The following is a 15,408-nucleotide window of genomic DNA, read 5'->3' as shown; positions in this document are numbered from 1 at the left end:
GCTTAAGTGAACAGCATTATGCTCAAAAGCAGGGTTTTTTTGTTGTCGGTCAATCAGCCTGGCATGTGCAGACCCGCATTGACCACCAGATCCAGAAGCGGCTGCGGGTACACACCCAATACGAACGTCAGAATCGCCACTGCCAGCAGCATGACGCCGCCCGTGCGTTGTGCCCAGTTGAAGGCCGCATCGTGACGTGGCAGCTTGGCATCGACCAGGTACATGGTGACCATCACGCGAAGGTAGTAGAACAGACCGATGGCGCTGCCCAGTACCAGCGCGCCGATCAGCCACCACAGCTGGGACTCGACGCCGGTGGCGATCATGTAGAACTTGCCGATGAAGCCTGCTGTGAGCGGGATACCCGCCAGCGAGAGCAGCATCAGGGTCATCACTGCTGTCAGGTAAGGACGACGCCAGAACAGGCCGCGGTATTCGAACATCGCATCGGCGTCGCGGCCGCTGTAGGGCGACGACATCATCGTGATTACGCCGAAGCTGCCTAGAGAGGTCAGGACATAGGTCGCCAGATAGACACCAATCGCCTCGACCGCCATGCCTTTGCTCGCTACCAGCGCGATCATCAGGTAACCGAAGTGGGCGATGGATGAGTAGCCCAGCAGGCGCTTGAGGTTGGTCTGGGTCAGCGCCAACAGGTTGCCGACCAGGATCGATGCCACGGCGATGACAGCCAGTACGTCATGCAGCACGCCACTGCTGGCCGCTGGCGAGATCTGGAACAGGCGCACCAGTACGGCAAATACCGCGACCTTGCTGGCGGTCGCCAGGAATGCGGCAACCGGAGCGGGAGCGCCTTCGTAGACGTCAGGCGTCCAGAGATGGAACGGCACCAGTGACAGCTTGAACGCAAGGCCGACCAGCATCATCGCCAGACCCAGGCTTGCAATCGGGCTAGGCATGCCTGTCGCCGCAATGGCCTTGCCGATGCCTTCGAAGCTCAGCGAGCCTGCTTCCGCGTACAGCAAGGCCATACCGAACAGCAGGAAGGCCGAGCCCGCAGCCGACAGCACCATGTACTTGATGCCACCTTCTAGCGAGCGCTTGTTGAAGAACGCATACGCCACCAGACCGTAAACCGGCACCGACAGCAGCTCCAGACCGATGAAAAGGCCTGCCAGATGCTGGGCGCTGACCAAAACCAGGCCGCCTGCGGCAGCCAGCAGGATCAGCAGGTAGAGTTCTTCCCGATTGCCCGGATACCCGACCTTCGCGTCGCCCAGATAGGCATGCGCCATCGTCACGCAAGCGAGGGTGGAGGCGAGGATGATCGCCATGTACAGGCAGGCGAAGCTATCGATCTGCAGCAGTGGCGTAACCGCCAGCGGGGCGACTTTCAAAGCCGGGTAGATCGACAGCAGGGCCAGGTTCAGACCCGCTACCGAAAGCAGAAAGGTTTGCGAGTGATTGCGGCGCCACGCGATGGCCAGCATCACCACGACGATGGTGATGCTGGTAATCAGCAGTGGGGCAAGCGCAATAAAGTGTTGAATCGTCAGGTCCATAGCGCTCTTACCGGGCCGAAGCGAGTTGAGTGAAGGCAGTGCCTAGCCATTGCTGCACGCCGTGCATGGTCGCTGCCGATGTGTCGAGGATCGGCTGCGGGAAAACCCCGAGCACGATCAGCAACACGGCAAGGCCCAGCACCATGATCATTTCCCGTCCATCCATGCCTTTGAGAACCTCGTCCGACTTCGACGGGCCGAAATAGGCACGATGGATCATGATCAGCGAGTAGACAGAACCGAACACCAGGCCGGAAGTGGCGATGGCGGTAATCCATGGCGAACTGACGAAGCTGCCCAGCAGGATCAGGAATTCGCCGACGAAGTTGCCGGTGCCTGGTAGTCCCAGCGATGCGGCTGCAAAGAACAGGCTGATCGCGGGCAGGTAGGCGATGCGCGACCACAGGCCGCCCATCTCGCGCATGTCACGGGTATGCAGACGCTCGTAAAGCTGACCACTGAGAATGAACAGTGCCGCTGCCGACAAACCGTGAGCCAGCATCTGTACCACGACGCCTTGCAGCGCCTGCTGGCTGCCGGAGTAGATACCGATCAACACGAAGCCCATGTGCGAAACGCTGGAGAACGCGATCAGACGTTTGATATCCGTCTGGGCGAAGGCCAGGAACGCGCCGTAAAAAATACCGATCAGACCCAGGGTCATCGCAATCGGTGCGAATTCGGCCGATGCATTCGGAAACAGCGGCAGTGCGAAACGCAGCAGACCGTAGGCAGCGGTTTTCAGCAGGATACCGGCGAGGTCGACGGAACCTGCGGTCGGCGCCTGAGCGTGAGCATCCGGCAGCCAGGAGTGGAACGGCACTACCGGAAGCTTCACGGCAAAGGCGATGAAGAAACCCAGCATCAGCAGGTACTCGGTGCCTGGCGCCAGTTGGGTCTTCAACAGATCGGCGTAGGCGAACGTGATGACGCCGGTCTGATTGAAGTGCACCAGCACCAGACCCAGAATCGCCACCAGCATGATCAGGCCGCTGGCCTGAGTGAAGATGAAGAACTTGGTCGCGGCGTAGATACGGGTCTTCTTGCCGTCCGCAGAGCTATGACCCCAGAGCGCGATGAGGAAGTACATCGGCACCAGCATCATTTCCCAGAAGAAGAAGAACATGAACAGGTCGATGGCCAGGAACACGCCAACCACACCGCCCAGAATCCACATCAGGTTAAGGTGAAAGAACCCCACCTTGCGCTGGATTTCCTTCCACGAGCACAGCACCGACAACACGCCGAGCAGACCGGTCAGCAGAATCATCAGCAGCGACAGACCGTCGAGGGCCAGGTGGACATCGATGCCGAAGCGGGTGATCCACTGATGGTGGAACTCAAGCGTCCAGGTCGGATCCGCGCCGGGCACCGGCGCATAACCGAAGTTGCCGGTGGCCCAGAGCCAAAGGCCCAGGGCCAGTTCGAGGGACATGGTCAGCAGCGCGATCCAGCGCGGCAGGGTAGGGCCGAAGCGCTCACCCAGCCAGCACAGCAGGCCGCCGATAAAGGGGATCAGGATTAGCCAAGGCAGAATCATGACGGGCTCAATTCCTTTCGCAAATTCGCAAGGTTCATGTCAGACCGCAACCAGAACGACGGCACCGAGTACCAGAACGGCACCCACGGCAATCGAGGCAGCATACCAACGCAGCTGGCCGGTCTCGGTGCGGCTCATGGTGTCATGACCGCCTTTGACCAGACGTGGGATCAAGCCGATGGTGCGGTCGAACGGATCGCTACGCAGCAAGTGACTGATCGCCAGATAAGGTTTGACGAAGAGCTTGTCGTAGATCCAGTCGAAGCCCCAGGCGGCGAACCACCAGGCTGACAGGAAGCGGCCGGGACCGCTGTTGGCGATTGCCGTCACCAGACGACGCTTGCCGAGGAACAGCAGAGCGGCCAGCAGAATGCCTGCCAGTGCGATGGCGCCCGAGGCGATTTCCAGGCTGTGCTTGGCTTCGCCACCGGCATGGCCGACGCTCTGCGGCAGCACGCCAGCCAGTGGTGGAGTGATCATTGCACCGATGAAGGTCGACAGTACGATCAACACCGACAGCGGCAGCCAGTGGGCAATGCCGTGACCTGCGTGAGCTTCGGTCTTGGCTTCACCGTGGAACGCGATGAAGATCAGGCGGAAGGTGTACAGCGAGGTCATGAACGCGCCAACCAGACCGGCATACAGCAGGCCGTTGTTACCACTGGCGAACGCTTCCCAGAGGATCTCGTCCTTGGAGTAGAAGCCGGCAGTCAGCAGCGGCAGCGCAGCCAGGGCGGCACCACCGACGATGAAGCTGGCGTAGGCTAACGGCAATTTCTTCCACAGGCCGCCCATCTTGAAGATGTTCTGTTCGTGGTGGCAGGCAACGATCACCGCACCCGACGCGAGGAACAGCAGCGCTTTGAAGAAGGCGTGCGTCATCAGGTGGAAGATCGCGCCTTCCCAGGCACCGACGCCCAGAGCCAGGAACATGTAACCGATCTGGCTCATGGTGGAGTAGGCGAGGATACGCTTGATGTCGGTCTGCACCAGCGCAGCGAAACCCGCCAGAACCAGCGTGACACCACCTACGACACCGACCAGATGCAGAATGTCGGGAGCCAGCGCGAACAGGCCATGGGTACGGGCGATCAGGTAGACGCCAGCGGTTACCATCGTTGCGGCGTGAATCAATGCCGAAACCGGAGTAGGACCGGCCATTGCGTCTGCCAGCCAGGTCTGCAGCGGCAGTTGTGCGGATTTACCAACCGCACCGCCCAGCAGCATCAGCGTTGCCAGGACGATCCAGAAATCGCCGACCTTGAAGTGCTCCGGAGCCCGGACCAGCAGTTCCTGAACGTTCAGCGTGCCCAGTTGCTGGAACAGAATGAACAGGCCGATGGCCATGAACACGTCACCGATACGGGTCACGATGAAGGCTTTAAGCGCGGCGTTGCCATTGTTGCGGTTGCTGTAATAGAAGCCGATCAACAGGTAGCTGCACAGGCCCACGCCTTCCCAACCGAAGTAGATGAACAGCAGGTTGTCGCCCAGGATCAGGAACAACATGCTGGCAATGAACAGGTTGGTGTAGGAGAAGAAGCGCGAATAGCCTGCTTCACCACGCATGTACCAGGACGCGAACAGGTGGATCAGGAAACCGACGCCGACCACGACGCCCAGCATCGTGACGGACAGGCCGTCCAGATACAGCGCGAAGTTGGGCTGGAAACCATCCACGTCCATCCAGCGCCACAGCACCTGGGTGTAGTGACCGCCTTCCGGTGGCGCAACATTGAACTGCCAGATGACCCAGGCCGCGACGATCGCGGAGAGCCCGATGGAGCCGACGCCGATCAGCGCCGCGAGGTTTTCCGAAATGCGACCGCGTGAAAACGACAGCAGCAGGAAACCGATGAGGGGAAATACGAAAGTCAGAAAGAGAAGATTCATCCGCGCATCTCACTGGCAGCGTCGATATCGAGCGTGTGGAAGCGGCGATACAGTTGCATCAGGATCGCCAGGCCGATACTGGCCTCGGCAGCTGCAAGACTGATCACCAGAATGAACATCACCTGGCCGTCCGGTTGCGCCCAGCGGCTGCCGGCAACGACGAACGCCAAAGCAGAGGCGTTCATCATGATTTCAAGGCTCATCAATACGAAAAGGATATTGCGTCGCACCATCAGGCCGACCAGGCCGAGGCAGAACAGGACACCGGCAACCGCCAGACCGTGTTCGAGAGGGATAGCATTCATTGGCTTGGCTCCTTCGCCTCGTTGCGGCCCAGATGGAACGCCGTCACCGCTGCGGCGAGCAGCAGCATCGAGGCGAGCTCCACAACGAGCAGATAAGGCCCGAACAGGCTGATGCCGACTGCCTTGGCGTCGACCGTGGTGTGACCGACGGCAGCGCCAGTCGGGTTGGCGAACAATACGTACAGCAGTTCAGCCAGCAGCAGAATGCCCAGGATGACCGGGCCGACCCAGATGCCGGGTTTGAGCCAGGTACGCTCCTGCTGAACCGAGGCCGGGCCTAGGTTCAACATCATGACCACGAATACGAACAGCACCATGATCGCGCCTGCATAAGCGATGACTTCCAGCACGCCGGCAAAGGGTGCGCCGAGGCTGAAAAAGGTCATGGCCACGGCGATCAGGGAGATGATCAGGTAGAGCAGGGCGTGCACCGGATTGGTGTTCGTGATCACCCGCAGGGTGGACACGACAGCGATACCGGATGCGAAATAGAAAGCGAATTCCATCTTTACTTCCTTAAGGCAGCAAGCTCTTGACGTTGATCGGCTCGGCTTCGTTCTGCGCGGAGCCCTTGGGCTTGCCGGCGACGGCCATACCCGCAACGCGGTAGAAGTTGTAGTCGGGGTTCTTGCCGGGGCCGGAGATCAGCAGATCTTCCTTTTCGTACACCAGATCCTGACGTTTGAAGTCGGCCATCTCGAAGTCCGGCGTGAGCTGGATTGCGGTGGTCGGGCAGGCTTCTTCACAGAGGCCGCAGAAGATGCAGCGTGAAAAGTTGATGCGGAAAAAGTCCGGGTACCAGCGGCCGTCCTCTTTTTCAGCCTTCTGCAGCGAAATGCAGCCCACCGGGCAGGCGACTGCGCACAGATTGCACGCCACGCAGCGCTCTTCACCATCGGGGTCGCGGGTCAGCACGATCCGGCCACGGTAGCGAGGTGGCAGGTAGACCGGCTCCTCAGGGTATTGCAGGGTGTCGCGTTTGCGGAAGCCGTGACCGAACACCATCACCAGGCTGCGCAGTTGGGTACCAGTACCCTTAACGATGTCGCCAATATACTTGAACATGGGTCAAATCCTCACTGAACCGAGCCTGCCGGTGTGTTCAACAACACAATCGCAGCAGTCACCAGCAAATTGATCAGGGTCAGCGGCAGACAGAATTTCCAGCTGAAATCCATGACCTGGTCATAACGTGGGCGCGGAATGGAAGCGCGCAACAGGATGAACAGCATGATGAAAAACGCGGTTTTCAGAGCGAACCAGAAGAAGGCCAGCGATGGCAGGATATCGAACGGGCCATGCCAGCCGCCGAAGAACAGGGTCACCAGCAACGCCGAGATCAGGATGATGCCGATGTATTCACCCACGAAGAACATGCCCCACTTCATGCCGGCGTATTCAATGTGGTAACCGTCGGCCAGTTCCTGTTCGGCTTCCGGCTGGTCGAACGGGTGACGGTGAGTCACGGCGACGCCGGCAATGAAGAACGTACAGAAGCCGAAGAACTGCGGAATGATGAACCACAGGTTCTGCGCCTGATATTCGACGATGTCGCGCATGTTGAACGAACCGACCTGCACCACGATGCCCATCAGCGCCAGGCCCATGAACACTTCGTAGGACACGGTCTGCGCCGAGGCACGCAAGCTGCCCAGCAGGGCGAACTTGTTGTTGCTCGACCAGCCGGCGAACAGCACTGCGTAGACCGACAGGCCGGCCATGGCGAAGAAGAACAGCAGGCCGATATTCAGATCCGCCACGCCCCAGGTCGGGGTGATCGGGATGACGGCGAACGCGATCAGCAGGGCGCTCATGGCCACCACCGGTGCCAGGGTGAAAATCACCTTGTCGGCAAACGGTGGCGTCCAGTCTTCCTTGAAGAACATTTTCAGCATGTCGGCCGCAATCTGAAACATACCGAACGGGCCAACGCGGTTCGGGCCGTAACGGTCCTGCCACCAGCCCAACAGACGACGTTCTACGAAACTGAGCAGCGCACCGCAGACCACCACGGCCAGCAAAACCACGATGGCTTTGACGACCGCAATGATCGCGTCAATCACTTCAGGGGTGAACCAGGTCATTGCGCTGCCTCCTGCAGACCGTCAACGGATTTGCCGAACACTGCCGCCGGAATACCCGGCAGACCGGCTGGCAGGGCGACCAGACCGGCACTGAGCTCTTCATTGATACGCAGCGGCAGCTTGAGCGTCTGGCCCGCCACATTCAGCGAGATCAGCGCGCCGTCGTTGACACCCAGGCGATCCGCTTCCGACCTGGCCAGGGCTACGTAGGCTTGCGGGATGCGTTCCTGAACCGGTGCCGCCAGAGACGATGTTTCGTCACTGCCGAACAGGTGGAAGAAGGGCACGACCTGCCAGGTGCCGCGCTCTGGGGCAAATGCACGAGGAACACTGGCGAACCACGACAGACCGTCACCTTTGCTTTCGATCAGGCGGGTGCCTGGATCGCCCGCACGCAGGTGGCCACCGACTTCGTCCTGGAACTTGTTCCAGGCCTGTGGTGAGTTCCAGCCCGGAGACCAGGCGAACGGTACTTGCTGACGCGGTTCAGCGGAACCCGAGTAACCTTCCATCGAAAACGCAAACGCGGTGTCCTTGTCCTGCGGTGTGCGTGGCTCGTGCACGTTGATGTTGGCGCGCATGGAAGTACGACCGCTGTAGCGCAGCGGTTCGCGCGCCAGTTTCAGGCCTTTGATGCGGAACGAGGCCGACGGCGCAGCGTTGACGATACCGGCCAGTTGCGCGGAACTGCCGGCGCAGGCCTCGGTAACATGGTCCAGTTGTGTCCAGTCCACCGGCTTGTTGAGCAGGGTTGCGCGCAAGGCATGCAACCAGCGCCAGCCCTCGTGAATCAGGATGCCGGCGTCCAGGTAGGTCGGATCGAACACCTGGAAGAAACGTTGTGCACGGCCTTCCTGGCTGACCAGCGTACCGTCGCCTTCGGCGAAGCTGGCCGCGGGCAGGATCAGGTGGGCGCGATCACTGGTCGGCGTTTTCTGATGGTCAGCAACGATTACCACTTTCGCGGCGCTCAGTGCTGCGTCCACGATCGCGGCATCGACGCGGCGATACAGATCGTTTTCCAGCACCACGATCGCATCGGCCTTGCCGGAGATCACCGCTTGCAGCGCGGCGTCAACGGACTCACCTCCGAGCATCGCCAGGCCCATGCTGTTGGCTTCCGGCACGATCAGGCTGATGGAGCCTTGCTTGTCGCGCAGCTTCAGGGCCTTGGCAATGTTGGCAGCGGCTTCGATCAGCGCGGTCGAACCCAGCGAGCTGCCGGAGATGATCAATGGGCGCTTGGCGGCGAGCAGGGCATCGGCAATGCGTTGCGCCAGTTCCAGCGCTTCACTGTCCAGACCTTCGACCGCAGGTGCGCTGGCATCCAGCGCGTGGGCCACGGCGAAACCGATACGTGCCAGATCGTCCGGTGCGGCGTGCACACATTCTTCTGCCACGTCATCAAGACGGGTTTCAGACAGGCTGGCGATGAACAGCGGGTTCAGCTCGTGCTGGCCGATGTTTTTCACCGCAGCGTCCAGCCATGGCTGGACTTTCATCGCCGCAGCCATGTCTTCGGCCTTGCCTTTGACGGCCTGACGCAGGCCCAGTGCCATACGGGCAGCAGTCTGAGTCAGGTCTTCGCCAAGTACGAAAATCGCGTCATGGTCTTCAATGTCACGCAAGGTCGGGACCGGCAGCGGGCTGTCGTTCAGAACCTTGAGGATCAGGCGAATACGCTCCAGCTCACCGGCTTCGATGCCACTGTAGTAATGTTCGGCACCCACCAGTTCACGCAGGGCGTAGTTGCTTTCCAGGCTGGCGCGTGGCGAACCGATGCCGACGATGTTGCGACCGCGCAGCAGATCCGCCGCGTTGTCCAGCGCTTCGTCCAGGCTCAGTTTGACCTGACCTGCGGCGAGCAGCGGTTGACGAGGACGATCCTTGCGGTTGACGTAGCCATAGCCGAAACGACCACGGTCGCACAGGAAGTACTGGTTCACGGAACCGTTGTAGCGGTTCTCGATCCGGCGCAATTCGCCATAACGCTCGCCCGGGCTGATGTTACAGCCGCTGGAGCAGCCATGGCAGATGCTTGGCGAGAACTGCATGTCCCATTTGCGGTTGTAGCGCTCGGAGTGAGTCTTGTCGGTGAACACACCGGTAGGGCAGACCTCGGTCAGGTTGCCGGAGAACTCGCTTTCCAGCGTGCCGTCTTCGACGCGACCGAAGTACACGTTGTCGTGCGCGCCGTACACGCCAAGGTCAGTGCCGCCCGCGTAGTCCTTGTAGAAGCGTACGCAGCGATAGCAGGCGATGCAGCGGTTCATCTCGTGCGCGATGAACGGCCCCAGTTCCTGATTCTGGTGGGTGCGTTTGGTGAAACGATATCGGCGCTCGTTGTGGCCGGTCATCACCGTCATGTCTTGCAGATGGCAGTGACCACCTTCCTCGCAGACCGGGCAGTCGTGCGGGTGGTTGGTCATCAGCCATTCGACGACACTGGCGCGAAAGGCCTTGGATTCATCGTCATCGATGGAGATCCAGGTGTTATCGGTGGCTGGAGTCATGCAGGACATGACGATACGACCGCGTGTGTCGTTTTCGTCGGTGTACTGCTTGACCGCGCACTGGCGACAGGCGCCAACGCTGCCAAGGGCAGGGTGCCAGCAGAAATAAGGGATATCGAGGCCCAGCGACAGACATGCCTGTAACAGGTTGTCTGCGCCATCGACTTCGAGGGCTTTGCCGTCTACGTGGATAGTAGCCATGGTTCAAAGATCTTCGTTGGCCCGTTGTCAGCAGGCGTGGCTAATGGAATCTCGGTAGTACCTGCAAGCTTCAGCCCGCGAGGGCGTCAGCAGGTACGAGGACGGCGGTCTGCAAGTGTCCGCCGTCCGGTGTGTCTTGTTATGCGCCGACCACGGTCGGACTTTTACCGGCTAACAGTGTGTTCGGGCTGGCGGGTGCAATGCCTGCTTCGAACTCGGACCGGAAATACTTGATCGCGCTGCCCAAGGGTTCCACCGCGCCCGGTGCGTGAGCGCAGAAGGTTTTGCCAGGGCCGAGGAAATTGACCAGGCCCAGCAGGGTTTCGATATCCCCCGGCTGGCCCTGACCGTTTTCGATGGCGCGCAGCATCTTCACGCTCCACGGCAGACCGTCGCGGCACGGCGTGCAGAATCCACAGGATTCCTGAGCGAAGAATTCTTCCATGTTGCGCAGCAGCGACACCATGTTGACCGAATCGTCGACCGCCATGGCCAGACCGGTGCCCATACGGGTGCCGACCTTGGCGATGCCACCAGCATACATCTGGGCATCCAGGTGCTCGGGCAGCAGGAAGCCTGTACCGGCACCGCCTGGCTGCCAGCATTTGAGCTTGAAGCCGTCGCGCATGCCGCCCGCGTAGTCTTCGAACAGCTCGCGAGCCTGCACGCCGAATGGCAGTTCCCACAGCCCCGGATTCTTGACCTTGCCGGAGAAACCCATCAGCTTGGTGCCGTGGTCTTCACTGCCTTCGCGGGCCAGCGATTTGTACCAATCGTTGCCGTTGTTGACGATGGCAGGCACGTTGCACAGGGTTTCGACGTTGTTGACACAGGTCGGTTTGCCCCACACGCCCACTGCAGCCGGGAAGGGCGGCTTGGAACGCGGGTTGGCGCGTCGGCCTTCCAGCGAGTTGATCAGGGCGGTTTCTTCACCGCAGATGTAGCGGCCGGCACCGGTGTGGACGAACAGCTCGAAATCGAAGCCGGTGCCCAGAATGTTCTTGCCCAGCAGGCCGGCGGCCTTGGCTTCGGCCACGGCACGGTTCAAGTGCTTGGCCGCAGTCACGTATTCGCCGCGCAGGAAGATGTAGCCACGATAGGCTTTCAACGCCTTGGCGCTGATCAGCATCCCCTCGACCAGCAGATGGGGCAATTGCTCCATCAGCATGCGGTCTTTCCAGGTGTTGGGTTCCATTTCATCCGCATTGCAAAGCAGGTAGCGAATGTTCATGGATTCGTCTTTGGGCATCAGCCCCCACTTCACGCCAGTAGGAAAGCCTGCGCCACCACGGCCCTTGAGGCCGGAGTCCTTGACGGACTGAACGATTTCATCTGGCGACTGCTGAATCAGCGCCTTGCGCGCCGCCGCGTAGCCATCTTTGGTCTGGTACTCGTCGAGCCATACTGGCTCGCCGTCGTCACGCAGACGCCAGGTCAGCGGGTGGGTTTCTGCGGTGCGCGCAATGCGGTTCGCAGGGCCGAAGGACGTGATGGTCATAGGTAACCCTCCAGCATCTTGGCAACGCCAGCAGGCTGTACATCGCCGAAAGTATCGTCATCGACCATCACGGCCGGGGCCTTGTCGCAGTTGCCCAGGCAGCAGACGGGCAGCAGGGTGAAGCGGCCGTCTTCGGTGGTTTGACCCAGGCCGATGCCCAGCGAACTCTTGATCTCATCGACCACAGATTCGTGGCCACCGATGAAGCACACCATGCTGTTGCAGACACGAATGATGTGACGACCGACCGGCTGACGGAAAATCTGGCTGTAGAAGGTGGCAACACCTTCGACGTCGCTGGCAGGAATGCCCAGCAGATCGCCAATGGCATAGATGGCGCCATCGGGCACCCAGCCACGTTCCTTTTGAACGATCTTCAACGCTTCGATGGACGCCGCGCGCGGGTCCTCGTAGTGATGCATTTCATGCTCGATGGCCGAGCGCTCTGTTTCGCTCAGCGTGAAACGGTCTGTCTGGATTAGCGGGCTGTTCATGCTTAGCGGTCCACGTCGGCCATAACGAAATCGATACTACCCAGGTACGCAATCAAGTCGGCGACCATGCTGCCTTTGATCACCGAAGGGATCTGCTGCAGGTGCGGGAAGCTTGGGGTACGGATCCGGGTACGGTAGCTCATGGTGCCGCCGTCGCTCGTCAGGTAATAACTGTTGATACCCTTGGTCGCTTCGATCATCTGGAAGGATTCGTTGGCCGGCATGACCGGGCCCCACGAAACCTGCAGGAAGTGCGTGATCAGGGTTTCGATGTGCTGCAGGGTGCGCTCTTTCGGCGGCGGCGTGGTCAGCGGGTGATCCGCCTTGTACGGGCCGGCCGGCATGTTGCGCATGCACTGATCGATGATCTTGATGCTCTGGCGCATTTCTTCCACGCGCACCATGCAGCGGTCGTAGGCATCACCATGCACGGCCAGCGGCACTTCGAACTCGAAGTTCTCGTAGCCCGAATAAGGACGCGCCTTGCGCAGGTCGAAGTCCAGGCCGGTAGCGCGCAGGCTCGGGCCGGTAACACCCCAGTCCAGTGCTTCCTTGGTGTTGTAGGCTGCGACGCCGACGGTACGGCCCTTGAGGATGCTGTTTTGCAACGCAGCCTTGGTGTATTCGTCTAGACGCTTGGGCAACCAGTCCACGAAGTCCTTGACCAGTTTCTCCCAGCCACGTGGCAGGTCGTGGGCAACACCGCCGATGCGATACCAGGCCGGATGCAGACGGAAACCGGTGATGGCTTCGATCACCGTGTACGCCTTCTGGCGATCGGTGAACGTGAAGAACACCGGGGTCATGGCGCCGACGTCCTGAATGTAGGTACCCAGGAACAGCAGGTGACTGGTAATGCGGAAGAACTCGGCCATCATGATGCGGATCACGTTGACCCGATCCGGGACGGTGATGCCGGCCAGCTTCTCGACCGAGAGTACGTAGGGCAGGTTGTTCATCACCCCGCCGAGGTAGTCGATGCGGTCGGTGTACGGAATGTAGCTGTGCCAGGACTGGCGCTCGCCCATCTTTTCGGCACCACGGTGGTGATAGCCAATATCGGGAACGCAGTCGACGATCTCTTCACCGTCCAGTTGCAGAATGATGCGGAACGCACCGTGAGCCGAAGGGTGGTTCGGGCCCAGGTTGAGGAACATGTAATCCTCGTTCTTGCCGGAACGCTTCATGCCCCAGGCTTCCGGGTTGAAACGCGCCGCTTCTTCTTCCAGCTGCTGCTTGGCCAGCGTCAGGCTGTACGGATCGAACTCGGTCGCACGCGCCGGAAAGTCCTTGCGCAGCGGGTGACCTTCCCAGGTCGGCGGCATCATGATGCGGGTCAGGTGTGGATGGCCCGGGAAGTCGATCCCGAACATGTCCCACACTTCGCGCTCATACCAGTTCGCGTTCGGCCAGATACCGGTCACGGTCGGTACGCTCAAGTCGCTTTCCGACAGCGCTACCTTGATCATCACGTCGCTGTTACGTTCTACCGACATCAAGTGGTAGAACACGGTGAAATCGGCGCCTGGCAAGCCGCGGCGATGGGTGCGCAGGCGTTCGTCCATGCCATGCAGGTCATAGAGCATGGAGTAAGGCTTGGACACCTGACGCAGAAACGTCAGGATCTCCACCAGTCGGGCGCGCTCGACCCACAGCACCGGCATGCCGGTGCGGGTCGGTTGGGCAGTGAATGCCTCGGCGCCAAAACGGTTGTTCAGTTCAACGACGACATCTTGGTCGTCAGCCTTGTAAGGCGGGATGTACAGAGCGTTGTCTGCAGTCATAGGTCTCAATCACTTCGGTCAACGTACAGAATCAACCCCGGTTCCTGTCTTTTTTATAGGAAGAACGGGCTGGATCAGACTTCGTCGGGGCTGCGCAGGTTGGTGACCTGAATACGCTGTTCGCGGCGCTGTTCCTTTTGCGACGGCATGTCGGCGCGATACACGCCTTGATCACCGACGACCCAGGAAAGTGGGCGACGCTCCTGGCCGATCGATTCCTGCAATAGCATGAGCCCTTGCAGAAATGCCTCGGGGCGGGGCGGGCAGCCGGGCACGTAGACATCCACGGGGAGGAACTTGTCCACGCCCTGTACCACAGAATAGATGTCGTACATGCCACCGGAGTTGGCACAGGCGCCCATCGAAATGACCCACTTCGGTTCAAGCATCTGTTCGTACAGACGCTGAATGATGGGAGCCATCTTCAGGAACGGCGTACCGGCGATTACCATGAAATCCGCCTGACGTGGCGAAGCCCGGATAACCTCGGCGCCGAAACGCGCGATGTCGTGAAGGCCGTTGTCATTTCCACGTAGCAGCACGACAGACCAAAGTTGTAGGGCCAAAGGGAGTTCTTGCGTCCCCAGTTGACCGCACCGTTCAGTACGTCTTCGAGCTTGCCCATGAAGATGTTTTTGTGGACTTGATCTTCTAACGGATCGGAAACGGTTTCCCGTTTGCCGATGGGGTACTGCTCGTTAGGAGCATCCGGGTCGATCCTGGTGAGATTGTATTGCATCGCCAAAGCCTCATTGTTTCAGCTTCGCTTGCCGGTTACGGCGACCTTCAGGAGCCCAATCAAGAGCGCCAACCCGCCATAGGTAGACAAGACCTGCCAACAGAATTGCTATGAAAACGAGAGCTTCGACGAATCCGGTCCAGCCGCTTTCGCGGACGGACACAGACCAGGCAAAGAGAAAGAGGGCTTCGATATCGAAGATCACGAAGAGCATCGCGACCAGATAGAATTTTGCGGAGAGACGCAGGCGTGCGCTGCCGGTGGGCAACATGCCGGATTCGAAAGGTTCGTTCTTGCTGCGGCCCCAGGCCTTGCTTCCGAGCAGGCTGGACAGACCGAGCATGAAGGCGCAAAGGCCGACAACACCCAAAAGGAAAATGGCGAAGCCCCAGTTGTGGGCAATCAGTCCTGTCGATTCGGGCATGCTGGCAGTCCTTGTTAGAGAGCAAAGGTCTCTGTGCTTGATAAAGAGTCGAGGCAGTGACGAAATGTCGCAGCGCGGTCAACGGAATGATTTTATGTGCAAACAGTTGGCAAGTAAATTTTCTACATCAAATTTATTCAAGGAATCAATCGGCTATAAGCCTCTGGCAGGGCTGGAGGGCTTGCCAGGCGGGCGTCATGGCGCTTTTTACCGATTATGTATCGGGGCGTCGAAAATGAATGAAACGCAATTTGAATGATAATTGATATCATTTGAAGGGCTGCGGTTAGTTTGTGTCCGCCTAGTTGCGCGGTCAGTGTATTAAACGCATGCCGGTTTTATCGCATTTTTCAGCGCGGCATACATTGTTCCGTATCAATACGCCTGTTGTTTGGCATGCAAAAAAAACC

The 15,408-nt window shown here is 59.7% G+C and carries 12 protein-coding genes and 1 pseudogene; all 13 read right to left on the bottom strand.

The genetic code is table 11. From position 1 onward, the window contains the following. Positions 1 to 53 precede the first annotated feature (53 nt). Positions 54 to 1,523 carry an NADH-quinone oxidoreductase subunit NuoN gene (gene nuoN / locus BZK31_RS03860; protein ID WP_083181382.1) on the bottom strand — a complete coding sequence of 490 codons (1,470 nt, stop codon included), beginning with the start codon at positions 1,521 to 1,523 and terminating at the stop codon, positions 54 to 56. A 7-nt stretch (positions 1,524 to 1,530) separates the two neighbouring features. Continuing rightward, entirely contained in the window at positions 1,531 to 3,063 is a 1,533-nt protein-coding gene (nuoM, locus tag BZK31_RS03855) for an NADH-quinone oxidoreductase subunit M (protein ID WP_083181380.1), read from the bottom strand. Positions 3,064 to 3,102: 39 nt separating this feature from the next. Further along, positions 3,103 to 4,956 carry an NADH-quinone oxidoreductase subunit L gene (gene nuoL / locus BZK31_RS03850; RefSeq protein ID WP_083181378.1) on the bottom strand — a complete coding sequence of 618 codons (1,854 nt, stop codon included), beginning with the start codon at positions 4,954 to 4,956 and terminating at the stop codon, positions 3,103 to 3,105. Beyond that, positions 4,953 to 5,261 (bottom strand): NADH-quinone oxidoreductase subunit NuoK, encoded by a 309-nt coding sequence (gene nuoK / locus BZK31_RS03845; protein ID WP_002554020.1) that lies wholly within the window; start codon positions 5,259 to 5,261, stop codon positions 4,953 to 4,955. Before nuoK ends, nuoL begins: the two co-directional genes overlap by 4 nt. Then, positions 5,258 to 5,767 (bottom strand): NADH-quinone oxidoreductase subunit J, encoded by a 510-nt coding sequence (gene nuoJ, locus BZK31_RS03840; protein WP_083181377.1) that lies wholly within the window; start codon positions 5,765 to 5,767, stop codon positions 5,258 to 5,260. The genes nuoK and nuoJ overlap by 4 nt, the downstream gene beginning before the upstream one ends. A 10-nt stretch (positions 5,768 to 5,777) precedes the next feature. Next, entirely contained in the window at positions 5,778 to 6,326 is a 549-nt protein-coding gene (nuoI, locus tag BZK31_RS03835; protein WP_083181375.1) for an NADH-quinone oxidoreductase subunit NuoI, read from the bottom strand. 11 nt (positions 6,327 to 6,337) lie between these two features. Further along, on the bottom strand, positions 6,338 to 7,345 hold the full coding sequence (nuoH, locus tag BZK31_RS03830) for an NADH-quinone oxidoreductase subunit NuoH (RefSeq protein WP_004884642.1): 1,008 nt from the start codon (positions 7,343 to 7,345) through the stop codon (positions 6,338 to 6,340). Beyond that, positions 7,342 to 10,059, bottom strand: a complete 2,718-nt coding sequence (nuoG, locus tag BZK31_RS03825; RefSeq protein ID WP_083181374.1) for an NADH-quinone oxidoreductase subunit NuoG — start codon at positions 10,057 to 10,059, stop codon at positions 7,342 to 7,344. Before nuoG ends, nuoH begins: the two co-directional genes overlap by 4 nt. Before the next feature lie 139 nt (positions 10,060 to 10,198). Next, a complete protein-coding gene (nuoF, locus tag BZK31_RS03820) occupies positions 10,199 to 11,557 on the bottom strand; it encodes an NADH-quinone oxidoreductase subunit NuoF (RefSeq protein ID WP_083181373.1) in 1,359 nt (452 codons plus the stop codon). After that, positions 11,554 to 12,051 (bottom strand): NADH-quinone oxidoreductase subunit NuoE, encoded by a 498-nt coding sequence (nuoE, locus tag BZK31_RS03815; RefSeq protein ID WP_083181372.1) that lies wholly within the window; start codon positions 12,049 to 12,051, stop codon positions 11,554 to 11,556. The genes nuoF and nuoE overlap by 4 nt, the downstream gene beginning before the upstream one ends. Before the next feature lie 2 nt (positions 12,052 to 12,053). Continuing rightward, positions 12,054 to 13,835, bottom strand: coding sequence for an NADH-quinone oxidoreductase subunit C/D (gene nuoC / locus BZK31_RS03810; protein WP_083181370.1), 1,782 nt, complete (start codon positions 13,833 to 13,835; stop codon positions 12,054 to 12,056). A 74-nt stretch (positions 13,836 to 13,909) separates the two neighbouring features. Beyond that, a pseudogene (locus BZK31_RS03805) lies at positions 13,910 to 14,574 on the bottom strand (NuoB/complex I 20 kDa subunit family protein). Positions 14,575 to 14,584: 10 nt separating this feature from the next. Next, positions 14,585 to 14,998 (bottom strand): NADH-quinone oxidoreductase subunit A, encoded by a 414-nt coding sequence (locus BZK31_RS03800; RefSeq protein WP_002554011.1) that lies wholly within the window; start codon positions 14,996 to 14,998, stop codon positions 14,585 to 14,587. Positions 14,999 to 15,408: the final 410 nt, after the last annotated feature.

The sequence above is a fragment of the Pseudomonas floridensis genome, assembly GCF_002087235.1.
GTDB classification, from domain to species: domain Bacteria; phylum Pseudomonadota; class Gammaproteobacteria; order Pseudomonadales; family Pseudomonadaceae; genus Aquipseudomonas; species Aquipseudomonas floridensis.
This window is presented reverse-complemented; position numbering and strand designations above follow the sequence as displayed.

Bases quoted from the DNA above. Each gene is read 5' to 3' on its own strand.
- nuoE (WP_083181372.1), bottom strand. From the start codon at position 12,051: ATGAACAGCCCGCTAATCCAGACAGACCGTTTCACGCTGAGCGAAACA.
- nuoG (WP_083181374.1), bottom strand. From the start codon at position 10,059: ATGGCTACTATCCACGTAGACGGCAAAGCCCTCGAAGTCGATGGCGCA.
- nuoJ (WP_083181377.1), bottom strand. From the start codon at position 5,767: ATGGAATTCGCTTTCTATTTCGCATCCGGTATCGCTGTCGTGTCCACC.
- BZK31_RS03800 (WP_002554011.1), bottom strand. From the start codon at position 14,998: ATGCCCGAATCGACAGGACTGATTGCCCACAACTGGGGCTTCGCCATT.
- nuoH (WP_004884642.1), bottom strand. From the start codon at position 7,345: ATGACCTGGTTCACCCCTGAAGTGATTGACGCGATCATTGCGGTCGTC.
- nuoM (WP_083181380.1), bottom strand. From the start codon at position 3,063: ATGATTCTGCCTTGGCTAATCCTGATCCCCTTTATCGGCGGCCTGCTG.
- nuoL (WP_083181378.1), bottom strand. From the start codon at position 4,956: ATGAATCTTCTCTTTCTGACTTTCGTATTTCCCCTCATCGGTTTCCTG.
- nuoC (WP_083181370.1), bottom strand. From the start codon at position 13,835: ATGACTGCAGACAACGCTCTGTACATCCCGCCTTACAAGGCTGACGAC.
- nuoF (WP_083181373.1), bottom strand. From the start codon at position 11,557: ATGACCATCACGTCCTTCGGCCCTGCGAACCGCATTGCGCGCACCGCA.
- nuoK (WP_002554020.1), bottom strand. From the start codon at position 5,261: ATGAATGCTATCCCTCTCGAACACGGTCTGGCGGTTGCCGGTGTCCTG.
- nuoN (WP_083181382.1), bottom strand. From the start codon at position 1,523: ATGGACCTGACGATTCAACACTTTATTGCGCTTGCCCCACTGCTGATT.
- nuoI (WP_083181375.1), bottom strand. From the start codon at position 6,326: ATGTTCAAGTATATTGGCGACATCGTTAAGGGTACTGGTACCCAACTG.